Origin of the sequence: Actinoplanes oryzae (assembly GCF_030757795.1) — a bacterium.
In the GTDB taxonomy this organism is placed as follows: domain Bacteria; phylum Actinomycetota; class Actinomycetes; order Mycobacteriales; family Micromonosporaceae; genus Actinoplanes.
On record NZ_JAUQWH010000011.1, the window covers coordinates 79,869 to 96,720 of the forward strand.

Consider the following 16,852-nt stretch of genomic DNA (forward strand, 5'->3'; position numbering starts at 1 on the left):
CGTACCAGGAAGATCCCCGACTCCCCGCCGGCGGCCGCCCGGGCCAGGATGGGGCATGGACATTTTCCTGACCGGCGGCAGCGGCTTCGCCGGGCGTCACATCATCGGCCGCCTGCTCGCCGAGGGGCACACCGTGCGGGCGCTGGCCCGCAGCCCGGAGGCCGCCGAGCGCGTCACGCGGGCGGGGGCGGAGGCCGTCCGTGGCGACCTGAGCGGCTCGGACTGGCTGCCCGTCCTGAAGGGGTGCGATGCCGTGGTCCACGCGGCGGCGCGCATGGAGTTCTGGGGTCCGGACGCCGGCTTCGAGCGGGACAACCACCGGCCCACCGTCGCGCTGTTCGCCGCGGCGGCCGCGGCGGGCGTCGAGCGGTTCGTGCTCATCAGCGCCGCCGCCGTCTCGACGGGCAGGCACCGCGGCCCGGCCGTGGTCGCCGAGGACACACCGACCGGGCGGCCCCTCATCGCGTACGCGCGGGTCAAGCTCGCCACCGAGCAGGCGCTGGCAGCCGCCGGCACACCCGGCATGACGCTGGTGATCCTGCGTCCGCCCTTCATCTGGGGCGCCGGCATGACGACGCTCGACGACGTCACCGCCTCGGGCCGCTTCGCCTTCATCGACGGGGGCCGGCACGTCATGGACTTCGTGCACGCCGGCAACCTCGCGAGCGCGACCTCCGCGGCGTTGCGGCGTGGCCGGGACCGGGGCGTCTACTACGTCACCGACGGCACGCCGATGCCGGTCCGCGACTTCTTCCTCCCGGTGCTCGGCGCGCTGGGCACCGACGTCAGCAAGGCACCCAGCATTCCCCTGGCCGTCGCCTCGCCGGTGGCCCGGGTGCTCGATCTCGGCGCGCGGGCGGTGCGCCGGCCCACGCCGCCGCCGCTGCACAACTGGCTGATCGCCATCATGGGCCGCGACCGCAGCTACGACATCGGCCGGGCCCGCGCCGAGCTGGACTACCGGCCGGGCGTCACGTTCCAGGACGGCCTCGCGGGCCTGCGCGCGGGGCAGCCGTCAGGCCGCTGAGCGGGCCGCGTCAGGGCTTGCGGGCGACACCGGCCCAGCAGTTGGCGACCTGCGGCGAGAGGGGGCGGGTGTCGGCGTCCGGGCGCCACTCCGAGTTGGGCACGATGCCCGGGTCGATCAGCTCCAGGCCGGCGAAGATGTCCTCGATCTCGGCGCGGTCGCGCAGCCAGAAGTCGGACTTGCCCTGCTCGACCAGGGCGAGGGCGGCCCGCGCCTCGGCCGGGGACATGAAGTCGGCCGTCGCGTGGGTCAGGACGAGGAAGCTGCCGGGCGCCAGCGGCTCGAGCAGCTGCCGGACCAGGGGCGCCGCGGCACCCCGGCCCGGGATGAAGTGCAGGACGGCCACGAGCATCAGGGCGACCGGCCGGGCGAGGTCCAGCGTGCGGGCGAGGGAGGGATGGGCCAGGATGTCCGCCGGGTCGCGCAGGTCGGCCTCGAGGTAGGCGGTCGCGCCCTCGGGCTCGGTGGTGAGCAGGGCGCGGGCGTGGCTGAGCACCAGCGGATCGTTGTCGACGTAGACGATCCGGCTCTCCGGGGCGACCGCCTGGGCGACCTCGTGCGTGTTGTTCGCGGTCGGGAGACCGGTGCCGATGTCGAGGAACTGCCGGATGCCCTCGGCGGCGGCGAGGTGGTGCACCGCGCGGCGCAGGACGCCGCGGTTGGCGAGCGCGGCGTCGCGGACGCCCGGGAAGGCCCGCTCGATCGCGTCGCCGGAGGCCCGGTCGGCGGCGAAGTTGTCCTTGCCGCCGAGCCAGTAGTCGTAGCGGCGGGCGGGATGCGCCACCAGCGTGTCGAAGTCGGGGTTCGTCACGTCGGCACTCCCGCCCGCGTCAGCCACTGTGGAGCGTCAGCCTACAGGGGTACGCGCTGCGGCGCCGGGCGCTGGGTCGCGGTCCCGTCACCCAGTTGGGCGTTCGCGTTGTTGCCCCAGCACCACAGGCCGCCGTCGGCCTGGAAGGCGCAGTTGTGGTAGCCCGCCACGAGGTCGCTCGCCCACGTCGCGGCGGTGCCGACCCGGGTGGGCGCGTACCGGTGGGTCGTCGTGCCGTCGCCCACCTGGCCCGCGGAGTTGTTGCCCCAGCACCAGAGGCTGCCGTCCGTACGCGTCGCGCACGCCGTGTCGAACCCCGCGCTCACGCCGGACCAGGTGGCCACGGTGCCGACCTGGACGGGCGAGGACCGGTACGTGCCGGTGACGCCGAGCTGCCCGTAGCCGTTCTCGCCCCAGCACCACAGCGTGCCGTCGGTGCGTACCCCGCACGTGAACGTGTACCCGGCCGTCACCGTCGCCCAGCCGGTCGCCGTGCCGACCTGCGCGGGCGTCGTCTGGTAGCTGAGGATGCCGAGGCCCAGCTGCCCGGCCGAGCTGTCGCCCCAGCACCACAGCGTCCCGTCCGTACGCGTACCGCACGTGTGCGCGAACCCGGTCGTGACACTCGCCCAGTTCGTCGCCGTGCCCACCTGCAGCGGCGAGGTCGCGATGTACGTGACGGCGCCGTCGCCGAGCTGCCCGAGGCGGTTGAAGCCCCAGCACCACAGTGTGCCGTCGGCGCGGACCGCGCAGGTGTGGCTGTCGCCCGCGCTGACATTGGTCCAGGTTGCGGTGCCGACCTGCACCGGCGCGGTACGCGTCACCGTGCTCCCGTCGCCGAGCTGCCCGCGTGCGTTGCTGCCCCAGCACCACAGTGTCGCGTCCGCGCGGATCGCGCACGTGTAGCTGGTCCCGGCGTCGATGCTCGTCCACGTCGCGGTGCCGATGCGTACCGGGGCGGTGCGGCTGGTGCGGGTGCCGTCGCCGAGCTGGCCGCCGGCGTTGCCGCCCCAGCACCAGAGCGAGCCGTCGGCCCGGACCGCGCAGGAGTGCGAGTATCCGGCCGCCACGCTCGCGGGTTCCGGCGCGGCGGCCGCCCGCGCGGGCCCGGCCGCGGCGAGGATGCCGCACGCCACCGACACAGCAAGAACCATCCGACGCCACACGGCGGATCTCCTCCCGAAGAGTTACGGGAAGATTACGGGAGCGCTCCCACGCATTCAAGGATGTCGTTGTTTTGAGAGATGATCCTTGATTTCCCCTTGATCTTGCCCGACCATTGCCGGGCACCACTAGCCGTGTTGGGGGACCGCACACCCGTGGACGTCCGTTCTTCGCCGAGACACGACAGCATCCGGCAGCCCGGCGACGGCGCCGACACGATCCTGCGGTGGATCCGCGTGCTGCACCACGGCACCGGCACCGTGGCATTGTGGACGGCGCTCACCGACGAGTTGCGCCTGTCCGTGGCCCAGGAGTTCCTGATCGCGGCCGGGCGGGCCGGCGACGACGCGCTCGCCGCCCGGCTGGCCGACCCGGCCGGTGCCGAGCCCGCCGCCCGCGAGATGGTGGCCGCCCAGTGCGAGGTGTGGCGCGCCGGCCTGTCGGCGCTCGCGACCGGGGCCGGCATCGTGTCCGCCCACCCGTTCGGGGCGACCATGGAGCTCGTGATCGTCGCGCCGACCGTGACCCGGGCCCGGCACGCCGCGCCGCACCGCTTCCTCGTGCGGCACGGGCAGCGCGACATCGCGGTCGCCGCCGTCGGGGACGAGCTCCCGGTTCCCGGCTGGCCGCCGGGCTGGTGGTCGGTGCCCAACCTGCCGTGCTGAGCGCCGTTCAGGACAGCAGGGGCAGCAGAACCACGGCGAGGACCACCGACAGCAGCCCGCCGAGCATCAGCAGCACGGCCCGGCGGGCGATCGGGCGCCGCTGGAGCATGCGGATCTCGCGGCGCTCGGCCTCCTCGAACATCGGGCTGTCCAGCAGCGCCGCCTCGGCCTCGGCGTTCTGCAGCATGGTGGCCGCGACGGTGACCAGCGCCGCCCCCAGCACCCAGGCGCTCGAGTCCAGGACCGTCAGCACGCTCAGGCCGCCGCCGTCACCCACCGCGGAGGAGGTCAGCAGGTTGATGCCGGTGCCGGCGAACAGACCGGCGAGAAAGTTGAGCAGCCCGGGCGCGGGCAGCCGGGCGACCCACCGGTCCCAGGAGGTCATCGGGGCCAGGCCTCGTCGTCGTACGACAGGCCGCCGTTCCACCCCGTGCCGCACACCGTGTCCCCCAGCTCGATCAGGCGCTCGACCACGTCGGCGGGTGTCCGCTCGCGCAGCTGCTCGCGCAGCTCCCGGCAGAGGGCCAGCTGCGCGGTGTACTGGTCGTAGGCCGCCTGCACGATCGGCATCCCGCCCGGGACGGCCCGGCGCAGCACCGCGCGGCGCCGTTGCACCTGCGCCTCCAGCTGCTCCTCGATCTGCCGGGTCACCTCCCGCCAATGGGTGACCGACGGGCGCAGCCGCATCCCGGCCGCCGCCGGCAGCCGCGGCTCGACCGGCGCGGGCCGGCGCTCGGCGGCCGGCGCGGCCGGTTCGACGAGCGCCGCGGCCTCCCGGCTGACCGCGACGCGCACCAGGGCCGCCAGCTGAGCCGCGGCGAAGGGCGCCCGGAGCGTCCCCTCGGGCAGGCCCAGGTCGCGCAGGCCGCCGCGGAACTCCTCGTTGGCCCAGGACAGCAGGTTGAGCAGCCGGCCGTAGGACGACTGCCAGTCGTGGGCGCCGAGCAGAATCGCCTCCAGCGCCAGCGCCAGGTCGATCTCCCGGCCGGGGCGCGTCCACTCCCCCACCCGCGAGCGCAGCCACACCACCGCCTTGCCGACCTCCTCGCCGGCCGGGGCGCCGGCGCGCAGCAGCGCCACGACGCACATGGCCGTGGTGGCCTCGTCCCTGTTCCACGAGCCGGTGCCGCCCTTCCACCACTCGGCGTAGGCCCCGCCCTCGCGCACCGGGCGCACCAGCCAGTCGCAGGCGCGCCGCACCACGTCGTCGGTGGCGTAGGTCAGCCCCGCACCGCACAGGCCCAGCACGATCCGGGCCGTCACCCACGGCACCCGGCGCGGATAGAAGTGCCCGTCCGCGGCGCAGTGCCGCTGGGCGGTGGCAAGCAGCGCGTCGAGCCGCCCGGGCGAGCGCTCCAGGGCCGACCCCTCGAAGCCCAGCAGCACGCCCAGCATCCAGGTGCTGTGGAACCGCGCCTTGTCGATGCCGGTCCCGAGCAGGGGCGCCGGCCACCGCGCGCCCAGGAACGCGTCCTCGGCGATCATGTTGGCCTGGATGCGCGCGAAGTCGCCCTCCTCCAGCGTCGGCCCGCCGGTGGCCCGGGGCAGCTCGCCCGGCACGTCGTAGCTCAGCCGGCCGCGCACGAACCCGGCCACCCGCCGCCACTGCTCGGCGTGCCCCAGCTCCGCCAGCGCCTCCGCGGCGAAGACGGCGGCGCCCACGTTGTCGTCCCAGTCCGGGTTCGTGGCACAGTAGCGGTCGAGCTGCTCCCCGAGCCGGTAGAGCAGCTCCCAGCTGAAGGTCAGGTTCCGGCTGCCCTCGACCCGCGCGTGCCCGTCGCGGCCGGGAAAGCCGACCAGGTCCAGCTGCTCGAGGGGCGCGCGCCCGGCATCGGCGCCGGCCATTTTCAGGTACGCCCAGATCAGCTCGCCGGGTGCCGCCCGGCCCGGCAGCCCGGCCTGGCCGGCCACCAGCGCGGTCGGGGTGACGCCGGCGCCGAGCCGGTAGTAGACCTGGCCGTCCACGGCCGTGAGATGGATGAGCTCGCGCTGCTGCAGCCGGTGCAACTGCTCCGGGTGGTAGCGCCGGTCGGCGACGGCCACGAGCGGCTGGATGCCGAAGAGTCCCAGGCAGGCGAACCAGTACATGACCGCGGCGTCCTGACCGGGCATTGCGACCGGCTGGCGTACGGGCACCTGCTCGTAGAAGCCGTAGAGGGCCGGCATGGCCGCCACCGCGCTCGGGGTGTCCGTGGTGAGCAGCCGCAGGTCGAGGTCGAAGGCGTGCCGCAGCCGGCTGATGATCGTGCGGGTGTCCTGGAAGCCCGCCACCAGCGCCCGCCGGCTCACCACGACCAGGACCCGGTCGTGCCGGGGCAGCCGCAGCAGCTCCCACACCACGGTGGGCGGGCTCTTCGCGCCGGCGCGCAGGTCGATCCAGACGGCGGCGCCGCCCTCGGCCGAGAAGAGCCGGGCCGCCCGGGCGGCGCTGACGGCCTTGCCCGAGCCCTCGTCCCCGACCACCACGACGTCGAGCTTCGCGGCCAGGGCGGCGGTGATGCGGGCGGCCAGGTCGGCGCCGGCGGCGTCGGGGGCGGCGGGGATCCGGGGCGGGGCGTGCGGGGCCAGGCCCAGCTGGTCCGCCGGGGGCAGCGGCCGGTCGCGGGCCACGAACGCGTGCGCCACCACGGCCAGCGGATCGGTCCCCCGGAACACCGCGGCCCGCAGGTCGGCGGCCGGCAGCACGAGCAGCACGGGCGGGCGGCCGCGTGCGGCGACCCGCACCTCCAGAGCGCTCATCCCTGTGGCCAGGCCGCACCGGAGCGCCAGCAGGGGCTCGATGCCGCCGAGGGCCTCGGCCTGCGCGGCGCGGATGTCCTCGCCGGCGGCGCGCAGCCATGCCGGCGACCCGGTCGCGCCGGGCCCGGCCCGGGCCGCCCTCTCCCACATCACGCACTCCGCTCGGCGGCCACGCGACAGACGATGCGGAGATAGTCGCATCCGGCGAGCTCACCGGCCACCGTCGCGGTTTCCGACCGGACGACCTCGAAGCCGTGCCGGCGCAGGAAGTCCAGCACCTGGTCGGCCCCGCCCAGCTGGTCCGAGCTGCGCATCCGCTTGGCGTAGTGGTGGGCCGCGCTGAGCAGCTCGGTGAAGTCGATCTTCAGTAGCCAGAACGAGTTCTTCGCCCGTTCGTAGAGCCGCATGCCGTACTCGGTGACCAGCGTCGCCCCGGCCGCCGCGCCCGCCTCCTCGTAGATCCGCACGGTCGTGACGACCTGCCCGCCCGGCCGCAGCAGCCGGCGCCAGTTCTCGACCACGGTCGCCGCGTCGTCGGAGGGGAACCGGGTCAGGAACGCGTCCGAGACGATCAGGTCGAAGGGCTCCTGCTCCGCCACGAACTGCTCGCCCGCCCGGACGAAGTCGACGTTGTGCGTGGTGATCTCCGCGCCGCGCCGGCGGGCGTACCACCGGTTGGCCAGCAGCGGGGTGAGGCAGACGTCGAGCACGTGCACGTCGGGCGCGACCCCCGGCCCGGCCGCGTTGAGCACGCAGGCCAGCATCCCGTAGTCGGCGGCGCCGGTGATCAGCACGCGCGGCTGCACCCGGCCCCGCAGCTGCTCGCGCAGCACGCCCGAGTAGAAGCCGATGTGCCAGTTGGGGCTGCTCACCATGTCGAACAGGCGCAGGTACTGCCAGATGCCGTGGTACCAGGCGCAGCTCACCGGGTCGACGTAGTGCCCGGTGCAGGCGACCTGCGCGAGCGAGTGCAGCATGTCGGCCGACTCCAGCAGCGGCTCCGCCAGGTGCGGCGGCCGGTGCGCCAGCGCGTGCCGGTTGGACCACAGCTGCTGCCAGCGCTCGACCGCCACGCGGACGTCCTCGGGCCGCCGGCTCACCACCCACCCGGCCGGGCCGGTGTCGCCGTGCTCCTCGAAGACCACGACGTCCTCGTCGATCAGCCAGGTGTGCGTCATGGGCACCGGCGCGCGCGGGATCACCTCGAGGTGCAGCAGGTGCGCGTCGATGCGGCTGTCCCGGTCGAGGTCGCGCTCGCGCAGCACGGGCGCCAGGTCGGGATTGCCGTAGGGCACCAGGTAGAGCCGGTGCACCCGGGCGCCCCGCGCCGCCCGCTCCCGCCAGGGCATCAGCACGAACAGGTCGGCGTCCTGCCACCCCGAGCAGGGCACGATCTGGCGGACGGTGCCGGCCCGGCCGGCCAGCACCCGGGCCAGGTCGGCGGCGGCGCCCTCGGGCAGCCGGACCACCTGCTCGTCGGTGCCGGTGACCCCGAGAAAGTACGCGCCGAGCGCCTCGCGCGCCGCGGTGAGCAGCTCCCCGGCCGCGTCCGGGGTCACGCTCACCCGGGGCTCGACGCGGTGACGACGGCGTGCCGGGTCCCCGGCTCGAGGTGGTCGGCCTCCCGCTTCCACCCCGCCGCGCTGACGATGGCGTGCACCTCGTCGAGATCGAACCGCCGCGAGCGGAAGCAGCGCACGGTGTGCCCCGCGGGCACCTCGGCCTCACCGGCCGGCACCGCGCCGAGCAGCCGCACCTCGCCGACCACCTGATCGGCGGACGCGTCGTACACGATCGACAGGTCGAGCAGGCGGCGGTCGATGCCCAGGGCCAGCAGCGGCTCCAGGGCGGCGTCCTCGAAGACCTCGGTCAGATAGGGCGCCCGCAGCGCCTCGACATCGTCCGCCGGGTCGCGCAGGGTGACGCCGAGGATCAGCCGGTCGCCGGCCCGCACGCTGTGCCGCACGTGCGCCAGCGCCGCCACCGGATCCTCCAGGTTGCCCAGCGTGTTGCCCACGAAGAGCACCGAGAGCGAGGCCGCGTCGCCCGCGCGCCACTCCTCGATCGCCGCGGTCGGGCCGGACTCGACGTCCCAGAAGCTGTGGTGCAGGCCGGTGGCGAGCAGCGGATCGCCGTGCAGCCGCTGGGCGGCCACCTCGAGCAGCGTCTCGCTGAAGTCCAGGGCGAGGTAGGAGACGGGCGGGAACTTGTCCTGCCGCAGCTGGCGGAACACCTCCGCGGTGTGCCGGCCGTTGCCGGGCCCGATCTCCGCGAGGCGCACCGGACCCGCGCCGGGCTCCCGCAGCTCGCTCAGCGCCCGGCGGGCGAGCGTGCCGAGGCCCGTCACCGACTGGTAGCCCTCGCCGCGGGCGAGCCGGTCGTGGGTGTAGGCGGCGCTGCCCGCATAGGCGAACTTCAGGGGCAGCACACCGGACAGCAGGCCCTGGACGACGGCGTCGTGATGGTCGGCACGCTCGAAGAAGGACGGCGCCTTCGCCTCGGCATCGGCACCGGCCGAGGGGCCGCGCTCCGCAGAGCTGGCCATATCGTGCTCCATGTCTTGACCATCATCAGAGTCCGTGACGCAATGTCAAGCATATCCGCGCACGCAACGCCCCGGCCCTCCGACGTTCACTCTCAGTGGCCGGTACGACCGGCGCCGGCGGCCGGACCGGCGAGCCGCTGGGCCAGCCAGACGGGCACCACGGAGAGCACGATCAGCACCGCGGCGACGACGTTCACCACGGGCGCCTGGTTGGGGCGGAACAGGTTGGTGAAGATCCAGATCGGCAGCGTCGTCACGCCCGGCCCGGCGGTGAACGTCGTCACGATGATCTCGTCGAAGGACAGGGCGAAGGACAGCAGGCCGCCCGCGAGCAGGGCCGAGCGCAGCAGCGGGAAGGTCACGTACCGGAAGGTCTGAACTGGCCTGGCTCCCAGATCGGCCGAGGCCTCCTCCAGGCTGGTGCCGGTGCGGCGCAGCCGGGCCAGCACGTTGTTGTAGATCGTCACCACGCAGAAGGTCGCGTGCCCGACCACGACCGAGAACAAGCCCTTGCCGATGCCCAGCTCCCCCATGACCGAGCGCCACGCGCTGTCCAGGGCGATGCCGGTCACGATGCCGGGCAGCGCGATCGGCAGCACGATCAGCAGCGACAGGGTGTCCCGGCCGAAGAACGCGAACCGGTGCACGGCGAACGCGACGAGACTGCCCAGCACCAGCGCGATCGCCGTGGCACCGAGCGCCGCCTGCACCGACGTGAGCAACGCCTGCCTGGCGCCGTCGTTGGCCCAGGCGGCCGCCCACCAGCGGGTCGTGAGATCGCGCGGCGGCCAGGCGAACGTGCGGTCCCCGTTGACCGAGTTGACCAGCACCAGCAGCAGCGGCACATAGATGAAGGCCAGCCCGAGGGCCATGACCACCCGCAACGTCAGCCTCACAGCTCCTCCAGCGCGCCGGAGCGGCGCACCGCCACGAGGTAGATCACCATGATCAGCACCGGGATCGTGGCCAGCGCGGCCGCGAACGGCAGGTTGTTCGCGGCGCCCACGTTGGCGTAGACCAGATTGCCGATCAGCTGCGTCTTGCCCCCGACGATCTGCACGGTGATGTAGTCACCCAGCGACAACGAGAAGGTGAAGATCGACCCGGCCACGATCGACGGCACGATCAGCGGCACGGTGATCGCCCGGAACGTGCGCCACCCCCGCGCCCCGAGATCGGCCGACGCCTCGAGCACCGAGTCCGGCAGCCGCTCCAGCCCGGCATAGATCGGCAGGATCATGTAGGGCAGCCACAGGTACGCCAGCACGAGCACCACCGCCGGCAGCCCGTAACCCGGTCCGCGGCCGGGCCCGCCGAGCAGCGTGTCGAGCGGTCCGCCGTTGGCCAGCAACACCCGCCACGCGTACGCCTTGACCAGATAGGACGCCCACAGCGGGGTGAGCACCGCGATCACCAGCCACGGCCGCGACCGCGCCGAGGCCACCTTCGCCATGAAGTACGCCATCGGCAGCGCAAGACCCGCACACAGCACCGTGACCGCGGCCGCCACCCCGACCGACCGCAAGGTGACGGTGCGATAGACGTCCTCGCGCAGAATCGTCTCGAAGTTGCCCAACGAGAACCGCTTGACCGTCGCCCCCGTGAACCCGTTCACCGTCCAGAACGCCGACACGAACAACGTGGCCAGCGCCCCGAGATAAGCCACCACCAACCACACCAGCGGCGCGGCGAGCAGGGCCGCCAGCCGTACCCGCGGGCTCATCCCTTGATCGTCGTCCAGGCTTGGGTCCAGGCGGCGTAGTCCTTGCACTGCACGTCGGTGCGGCCGTCGACGCACTGGGCGAGCGGGGTGGTCCAGAACCAGACCTGGTCGAAGTAGGCCTCGTCCTCGGCGTGGAACGTGGCGCAGTGGTTCTTGTCGGTGGTCTTCGCGCAGGCGAGCTTGTTGGCCGGGGCCTCGCCGAACCACTCGGCGACCGCCGCGTTGGCCTCCGGCGAGACGATGTGGTTCATCCACTGGTACGCGCAGTGGGGGTGCTTGGCCTTCGCCGCCACCATCCACGTGTCGGACCAGCCCGTCGCGCCCTCGGTGGGCAGCACCGCCGCGACAGGCGCCTTGTCGGCCTGGGCGAGGTTGACGATGACCTGCCACGAGGTGCCGAGCACGGAGTTGCCCGCCTTGAAGGCCTGCACCTCCTTGGTGTAGTCCGACCAGTACTCGCCGATCGTCTCGTTCTGCTGCTTCAGCAGGTCGACGGCCGCCTGGAACTGCTTGTCGTCCAGCGCGTACGGGTTCTTGATGTTCAGGTCGGGCTGGGTCTTCATCAGATAGAGCGCCGCGTCGGCGATGGAGATCGGCGAGTCGTACGCGGTGATCTTGCCCCGATAGGGCGAGGCCGGATCGAAGACGGCGCCCCAGGACGTGGGCGCGGGCTTGACGACGTCCGTGCGGTACATGAGGACGTTGGCTCCGCGGCCGTGCGGGATGCCGTAGGGCTTGCCGCCGACGGAGTTCCACGGCTTCGACTTCAGGGCGTCGAACACGTCCTTGTAGTGAGGCACCAGGTCCGTGTTGACCGGCGCCACGTCCCCGCCGTAGATCAGCCGCAGCGACGCGTCGCCGGAGGCGGACACCACGTCGTACTCGCCGGTCTTCATCAGCGTGACCATCTCGTCGGAGGTGGCCGCCACCTTGTTGGTCACCTGGCAGCCGGTCTCCCCCTCGAAGCCGCTGACCCAGTCGACCGTCCTGTCCGTCGAGCCGTCCTCGACGTACCCGGCCCACGAGACGATATTGACCTGCCCCTCGCCCGCGCCGAGCGTGCTCAGCGCCGCGATCTCCGGCGGCCCCTCGGCCGTCGCACTGTCCTCGCTGTCACCGCAGGCGGCCAGTGCCAGAACGCTCGCCGCCGCCAACGCTGTCATCCGTCGCAAGTGCATCGTCCACGTCCTCTCCGGAGGGGATCTCGACCACGTGCTCGTCGTGCCAGGCGACGTGGGTACGCGCTCCTTCGCCCACGTCAGCGCCCGCGCCGCTGTTCTGCTTCAGGACGACGACCCGCGCCCCGGCGTCCAGGTCCACCACGTAGCGGGTCGCCGCCCCGGCATAGACGACCTCGGCCACCGTGCCGGGGGCGCCGGCTTCGTGCAGGATCAGCTTCTCCGGGCGTACGGAGAAGGCGCCGGGACGGCCGAACAAGGCGCGCGCCGCCGGGCCGCTCACGACGTTGGACGATCCGACGAAACCGGCGACGAAGGCGGTGGCCGGGTGCTCGTACACCTGCCGGGGTGTGCCGCACTGCACGATGCGCCCCGCGTCGAAGACGGCCACCCGGTCGCTCATGGTCAGCGCCTCGTCCTGGTCGTGCGTCACGAAGACGAAGGTGATGCCGACCTCCCGCTGCAGCGCCTTCAGCTCGCCCTGCATCTGCTCGCGCAACCGCCGGTCGAGGGCGCCGAGCGGCTCGTCGAGCAGCAGCACGCGGGGCCGGTTGACCAGCGCCCGGGCGAGCGCCACGCGTTGCCGCTGCCCGCCCGACATGGCCGCCGGCCGGCGCGCGCCGAACCCGGCGAGCCGCACCTGGGCGAGGGCCTCCTCGGCGCGCCGGCGGCGCTCGTGCCTGCCGACCTTGCGCACCTTGAGGCCGTACTCGATGTTCTCGAGGACGGTGAGATGCGGGAAGAGCGCGTAGTCCTGGAAGACCGTGTTGACGTCCCGCTGATGCGGCGCCAGCCGGGTGACGTCGCGGCCGCCCAGCTCGACCGTGCCGGCGGCGGGCAGCTCGAAGCCGGCGATCAGCCGCAGCACGGTGGTCTTGCCCGAGCCGGACGGGCCGAGCATCGCGAAGAACTCGCCGTCCGCGACGTCGAGATCGACCCCGGCCACCGCCTCGACCGGGCCGAACGACTTGCGCAACCCGGTGAGCCGGATCGCGGGGTGCGTGCCCATTCCGCTGTTCTAGCCGACGTCCGTTTGCGGCGGTCTGTCCCCAATGGATCTTCGTGCCAGATGCGGATTCCGGCACCGTGACCTTGCGCCGCGACGGGCCGCTTTGCCAGGGCCGAAGGTCCCGGCAGCCGGTTCCCCTCGGCTCTGCCCAGGTCCCGCCGGAACTCGTAGCGTCAATGGTGACCTCAGGGAGGTGCTGTCATGAGGACCTGGTCGGTGGACGACGTCATGACGAAGGCGGTCGTCGCGGTGCCCGGCGCCGCGACGTACCGGGAGCTGGTCGATCTGCTGGTGGGCCGCCGGTTCAGCGCGGTGCCGGTGGTGGACGACGGGCAGCGGGTCGCGGGCATCGTGTCCGAGACGGATCTGCTGCGCAAGATCGAGTACGCCGGCGCCGAGGAGCCGCGCCTGTTCGAGGGCCGCCGGCGCCGGGGCGAGCGGGCCAAGGCGGCTGCCACCACGGCGGCCGAGTTGATGACCGCGCCGGCGGTGGTGATCCGCACGGGCAGCACCGTGGCCGCCGCCGCCCGCCTGCTGGACGCCGAGCACGTCAAGCGGCTGCCGGTGGTCGACGACGAGGGGCGGCTGATCGGCATCGTCACCCGCGGCGACCTGCTCAAGGTGCACCTGCGGGCCGACGACGACATCCTGGCCGACCTGCGTACGGGTGCCCTGCAGCCGTACGCGGACACCGTGCGCGCCGAGGTCGCCGACGGCCTCGTGACCCTGCGCGGCCAGGTCGTCCGCTGGTCGGCGGTCGAGTCGCTCGAGCGTCAGGTCCGGCAGGTGCCCGGCGTGGTGGCCGTGCGCAACGAGGTCGGCTTCGAGCTGGACGACGGGCCGTACGCGACCACGGCCTTCTACGGGATCGCCTGACTCCGCGCCTCCTCGTGGCGGAACAGGCGCGCCAGGGCCGCGTCCGAGGCGGCCAGGGCGGCCCGGTCGAAGGTGCTGCCGGCGGCGACGAGCTCGACGGCCCCCGTCCGGTCGAGCAGCCCGGCGACCCGCCGCTCGACCTGCGCCGCGGTGCCGGTGATCGCCGCGGCGGCCGTCTGCTCCAGATACTGCTGCTGGCGTGGGGTGCGCGGGGCGGCCTTGACCGTGCTCACCGGCTCCAGGGGCGGGAAGACGCCGGTCGTCCGCGCCTGGGCCATCGCCCACGCCTCGGGCAGCAGCAGGTCGGCGGCTTCCTCGGCGGTGTCGGCGATCAGGACGTCGAGGCTGACGGCCACCCGGGGCTCCGGCTGCTGCGCGGAGGGCCGGAAGTCCCGGCGATAGGCCGCCAGAGCCGCCTCGCCGCCGGCCCGCAGCAGCGGACCGCCGGCGATCACCGGCAGCCCGAGCTCGGCCGCGATCGCCAGGCCGCTGCCGGTGGCCAGCACGTACATCGGGAGCGGGCCGTCGGGGCGCGGGTGCAGACCGACCTCCGCCGTCCCCTCCAGGAAGGCGCGCACCTCGATGAGGTCAGCGGCGAAGTCGCGATCGGCGGCGTCGGCGCGGCCGGCGGCGTCGGCGCGGCCGGCGGCGTCGGCGCGGCCGGCGGCGTCGGCGCGGCCGGCGGCCACGGCGCGGTCGGTCTGGCGCAGGGCGCGGCGCACCGGCGGGGTGAAGCCGGGTGAGCGGCCCAGCCCCAGGTCCACCCGGCCCGGGGCGAAGGCCGACACCGTGGCGAACTGCTCGGCGACCACGATCGGCTGGTGGTGCGGCAGCATCACGCCGGCCGAGCCGACCCGGATGCTGCTCGTGGCCCCGGCGACGGCGGCCAGCAGCACCGCCGGGGCCGCGCCCGCGATACCCGGCACGCCGTGATGCTCGGCCACCCAGATCCGGTCGTAGCCGAGGCGTTCGGCCCGCACCGCGCGGTCCACCGTGCCGCGCAGGGCCGCGGACTCCGCTTCGCCGGCGCGGGTGCGGGACCGGTCGAGCAGGGAGAGGCGGGGCGCGGAGTCGATCACCCCAGGTGCAGCGCGGCCGGGCGGCCCCTTTGTTCCCCGGTTCACCGGACCGAGGCCGTGGTGGCGCCGCAGGAAGCTGCCCGGTGATCCACGGTCCAGCACCCGTGCCACGATGGTTCCATGGGTCCGCTGACCGAACCGGAGCTGGCCGGGCTGCTCCCGGACCTGTCGCGCGACGCGGTCCATGCGGTGTGGCTGGCCACCGCGGGCTGGCGTGAGCCGGCCCTCGCGCTGGCGGCGACGCTGCCCCGCGACGCCGGCGATCCCGTGGTCGAGCTCGCGCTCGGCACGCCGTCGCGGGCCGGGTTCCTGGTGCTGGACATGGCGCTGATCCGGTTGCTGGAGTCGGCCGCCGCCCGCCCGATGCCCCCGGCGACCCGGGCCCGGGTGCTGGCCCGGCTGGCCCGCGAGCTGCTCGGCGACCCGTCCGCGGCGGCCCGGCGGCGCGAGCTGGTCGAGGAGGCGGTGGCCCTCGCGCGTACGGTGGGCGATCCGGGCGTCACGGCGGAGGTGCTGGACTGCCGCCTGCACGCGCTGTGGGATCCGGCCGCGGCGGCGGAGCGGCTCGAGGTCGCGTCCGAGATCGTCGTCCGCGCCCGGGAGGCGGGGCACGCCGCCGTCGAGCGGCAGGGGCTGTTCTGGCGGTTCATCGCGCTGGCCGAGCAGGGCGAGCTGGACGCGGCCGAGGCGGCCCTGACCGCGTACGCCCGGGCGGGCGAGCTGGACGGCGACCCGGCCGCCGCCGTGGTCGTGCTGTCGCGCCAGGCGGTGCTGGCGACCGTGCGCGGCCGGTTCGCGGCGGCGGAGTCGCTGACCGCGGAGGTCGCCGAGCGCGGCCACCGCGCCGGGCTGGCCGACACCGACCGGCTGACCGCCTCGCTGACCGGGCAGCTCGCCCTGCTGCGCGGGACGGCCGAGTCGCACATCGAGCCGTTGCAGGCGTTGGCGCGGCGGCTGCCGGGCCATTTCTACGAGGCGACGGCGGCCCGCGTGCTGGCCGTGTCCGGACGCGTCGACGAGGCCCTGCTGGAGCTCGACCGGCTGCTGCCCGCGGTGCTGGCCGGCGGCGGGCCCCGCTGGCTCGGCGCGGTCGCCGATCTGGCCCTGGTGGCGTCGCTCGGCGGCTCCGGCACCGCGGTGCGCACGCTGCGGGCGACCCTGCAGCCGTACGCCGGAAGGCTCGTCGTGTGGGGCGGCGCCAACATGATCACCGGCCCGGTCGACGAGTACCTCGGCCGTCTCGCCGCGCGTGCCGGGGACGGCGCCGCGGCGGAGGAGCACTTCGACCGGGCCGTCGCCCTCGCGGAGCGGCTCGGCGCGTTGCCGTGGCTGGCGTCGGCACTGGAGGCCCGGGGCCGCGGCGGCGATCCGGCGAGGGCTCGGGACATCCGGCGGCGGCTGGGGCTCGGCGGCTCGCACTGGGTGCTGTCCCGGGAGGGCGCCGATTGGCGGCTGGAGGCGGGCGGCGAGTCCGGGCGGATCCGGGACAGCGTGGGGCTGCACCACCTGCGCGCGCTGCTGGCCGCCCCGGGGCACGAGATCGCCGCGCTGGACCTGGCCGCCGGCGGCGCCGGACTGCGGAGCCGGGCGCCCGACCCGGTGCTCGACGACGCGGGGCGGGCGGCGTTCCGGCGGCGGCTGGCGGTGCTCGACGAGGGGCTGGCGGCGGCGGACCGGGCCGGGGACGCGGACGGGGCCACGCGGCTGGCGGCCGAGCGGGCGGCGTTGCTGGACGAGTTGCGGCGGGCCACGGGGCTCGGCGGGCGGGGGCGCCGGCCCAGCGCGGAGGCCGAGCGGGCCCGGGTCGGCGTGACCCGGGCGGTACGGACGGCGATCGAGCGCATCGAGACGGTCGCGCCCCTGGCCGGGGCGCACCTGCGGGCCTCGGTCCGCACCGGCGCGATGCTGCGCTACCAGCCCGGCCCGGTGCGCTGGCGGGTGTGAGGGCGCGCACGTACGACTTGTACGGTGCGGTGTTACGCCGTACGGGGCATGACGACCTTCGACGTACTGGCGGGGACCTTGACCGGGGTGGC

General features: G+C 74.4%; 15 protein-coding genes. 4 read left to right on the forward strand and 11 right to left on the reverse strand.

Features of this window, described 5'->3' with window-relative positions:
* Positions 1 to 55 precede the first annotated feature (55 nt).
* Positions 56 to 1,027: an NAD-dependent epimerase/dehydratase family protein gene (locus tag RBH18_RS06345; protein ID WP_306204999.1), complete on the forward strand. Its 972-nt coding sequence runs from the start codon at positions 56 to 58 to the stop codon at positions 1,025 to 1,027.
* A gap of 10 nt (positions 1,028 to 1,037) precedes the next feature.
* Here RBH18_RS06345 and RBH18_RS06350 read toward each other — a convergent pair whose 3' ends face one another.
* Complete coding sequence (locus RBH18_RS06350) at positions 1,038 to 1,838, reverse strand: SAM-dependent methyltransferase (RefSeq protein WP_306205000.1); 801 nt, start codon at positions 1,836 to 1,838, stop codon at positions 1,038 to 1,040.
* A gap of 41 nt (positions 1,839 to 1,879) precedes the next feature.
* Positions 1,880 to 2,992: an RCC1 domain-containing protein gene (locus RBH18_RS06355; RefSeq protein ID WP_306205001.1), complete on the reverse strand. Its 1,113-nt coding sequence runs from the start codon at positions 2,990 to 2,992 to the stop codon at positions 1,880 to 1,882.
* Between the two features lie 165 nt (positions 2,993 to 3,157).
* Here RBH18_RS06355 and RBH18_RS06360 point away from each other — a divergent pair, with 165 nt between their 5' ends.
* Entirely contained in the window at positions 3,158 to 3,667 is a 510-nt protein-coding gene (locus RBH18_RS06360) for a hypothetical protein (protein WP_306205002.1), read from the forward strand.
* A 7-nt stretch (positions 3,668 to 3,674) separates the two neighbouring features.
* Here RBH18_RS06360 and RBH18_RS06365 read toward each other — a convergent pair whose 3' ends face one another.
* The 8 genes from RBH18_RS06365 to RBH18_RS06400 form a co-directional block, all read right to left on the reverse strand.
* Entirely contained in the window at positions 3,675 to 4,052 is a 378-nt protein-coding gene (locus RBH18_RS06365) for a hypothetical protein (RefSeq protein WP_306205003.1), read from the reverse strand.
* Positions 4,049 to 6,556 (reverse strand): prenyltransferase/squalene oxidase repeat-containing protein, encoded by a 2,508-nt coding sequence (locus tag RBH18_RS06370; protein ID WP_306205004.1) that lies wholly within the window; start codon positions 6,554 to 6,556, stop codon positions 4,049 to 4,051. Before RBH18_RS06370 ends, RBH18_RS06365 begins: the two co-directional genes overlap by 4 nt.
* Positions 6,556 to 7,971, reverse strand: coding sequence for a class I SAM-dependent methyltransferase (locus RBH18_RS06375; protein ID WP_306205005.1), 1,416 nt, complete (start codon positions 7,969 to 7,971; stop codon positions 6,556 to 6,558). Before RBH18_RS06375 ends, RBH18_RS06370 begins: the two co-directional genes overlap by 1 nt.
* Positions 7,968 to 8,951, reverse strand: coding sequence for an L-histidine N(alpha)-methyltransferase (locus RBH18_RS06380; RefSeq protein WP_306205006.1), 984 nt, complete (start codon positions 8,949 to 8,951; stop codon positions 7,968 to 7,970). The genes RBH18_RS06375 and RBH18_RS06380 overlap by 4 nt, the downstream gene beginning before the upstream one ends.
* 92 nt (positions 8,952 to 9,043) lie before the next feature.
* The gene (locus RBH18_RS06385; RefSeq protein WP_306205007.1) at positions 9,044 to 9,847 is read right to left on the reverse strand and encodes an ABC transporter permease; all 804 of its coding nucleotides are present in this window, start codon (positions 9,845 to 9,847) and stop codon (positions 9,044 to 9,046) included.
* Positions 9,844 to 10,674 carry an ABC transporter permease gene (locus RBH18_RS06390; RefSeq protein WP_306205008.1) on the reverse strand — a complete coding sequence of 277 codons (831 nt, stop codon included), beginning with the start codon at positions 10,672 to 10,674 and terminating at the stop codon, positions 9,844 to 9,846. The genes RBH18_RS06385 and RBH18_RS06390 overlap by 4 nt, the downstream gene beginning before the upstream one ends.
* Positions 10,671 to 11,837, reverse strand: coding sequence for an ABC transporter substrate-binding protein (locus RBH18_RS06395; protein WP_306205009.1), 1,167 nt, complete (start codon positions 11,835 to 11,837; stop codon positions 10,671 to 10,673). The genes RBH18_RS06390 and RBH18_RS06395 overlap by 4 nt, the downstream gene beginning before the upstream one ends.
* Positions 11,788 to 12,861, reverse strand: a complete 1,074-nt coding sequence (locus RBH18_RS06400; protein ID WP_306205010.1) for an ABC transporter ATP-binding protein — start codon at positions 12,859 to 12,861, stop codon at positions 11,788 to 11,790. The genes RBH18_RS06395 and RBH18_RS06400 overlap by 50 nt, the downstream gene beginning before the upstream one ends.
* A gap of 201 nt (positions 12,862 to 13,062) precedes the next feature.
* On the opposite strand from RBH18_RS06400, the gene RBH18_RS06405 reads away from it, so the two are divergent.
* Complete coding sequence (locus RBH18_RS06405; RefSeq protein WP_306205011.1) at positions 13,063 to 13,737, forward strand: CBS domain-containing protein; 675 nt, start codon at positions 13,063 to 13,065, stop codon at positions 13,735 to 13,737.
* Here RBH18_RS06405 and RBH18_RS06410 read toward each other — a convergent pair.
* Complete coding sequence (locus tag RBH18_RS06410; protein ID WP_306205012.1) at positions 13,722 to 14,816, reverse strand: MsnO8 family LLM class oxidoreductase; 1,095 nt, start codon at positions 14,814 to 14,816, stop codon at positions 13,722 to 13,724. The two genes, RBH18_RS06405 and RBH18_RS06410, sit on opposite strands and share 16 nt — an antisense overlap.
* 120 nt (positions 14,817 to 14,936) lie before the next feature.
* Between RBH18_RS06410 and RBH18_RS06415 the strand changes: the two genes are divergently transcribed.
* Positions 14,937 to 16,760: a hypothetical protein gene (locus RBH18_RS06415; protein ID WP_306205013.1), complete on the forward strand. Its 1,824-nt coding sequence runs from the start codon at positions 14,937 to 14,939 to the stop codon at positions 16,758 to 16,760.
* Positions 16,761 to 16,852 lie beyond the last annotated feature (92 nt).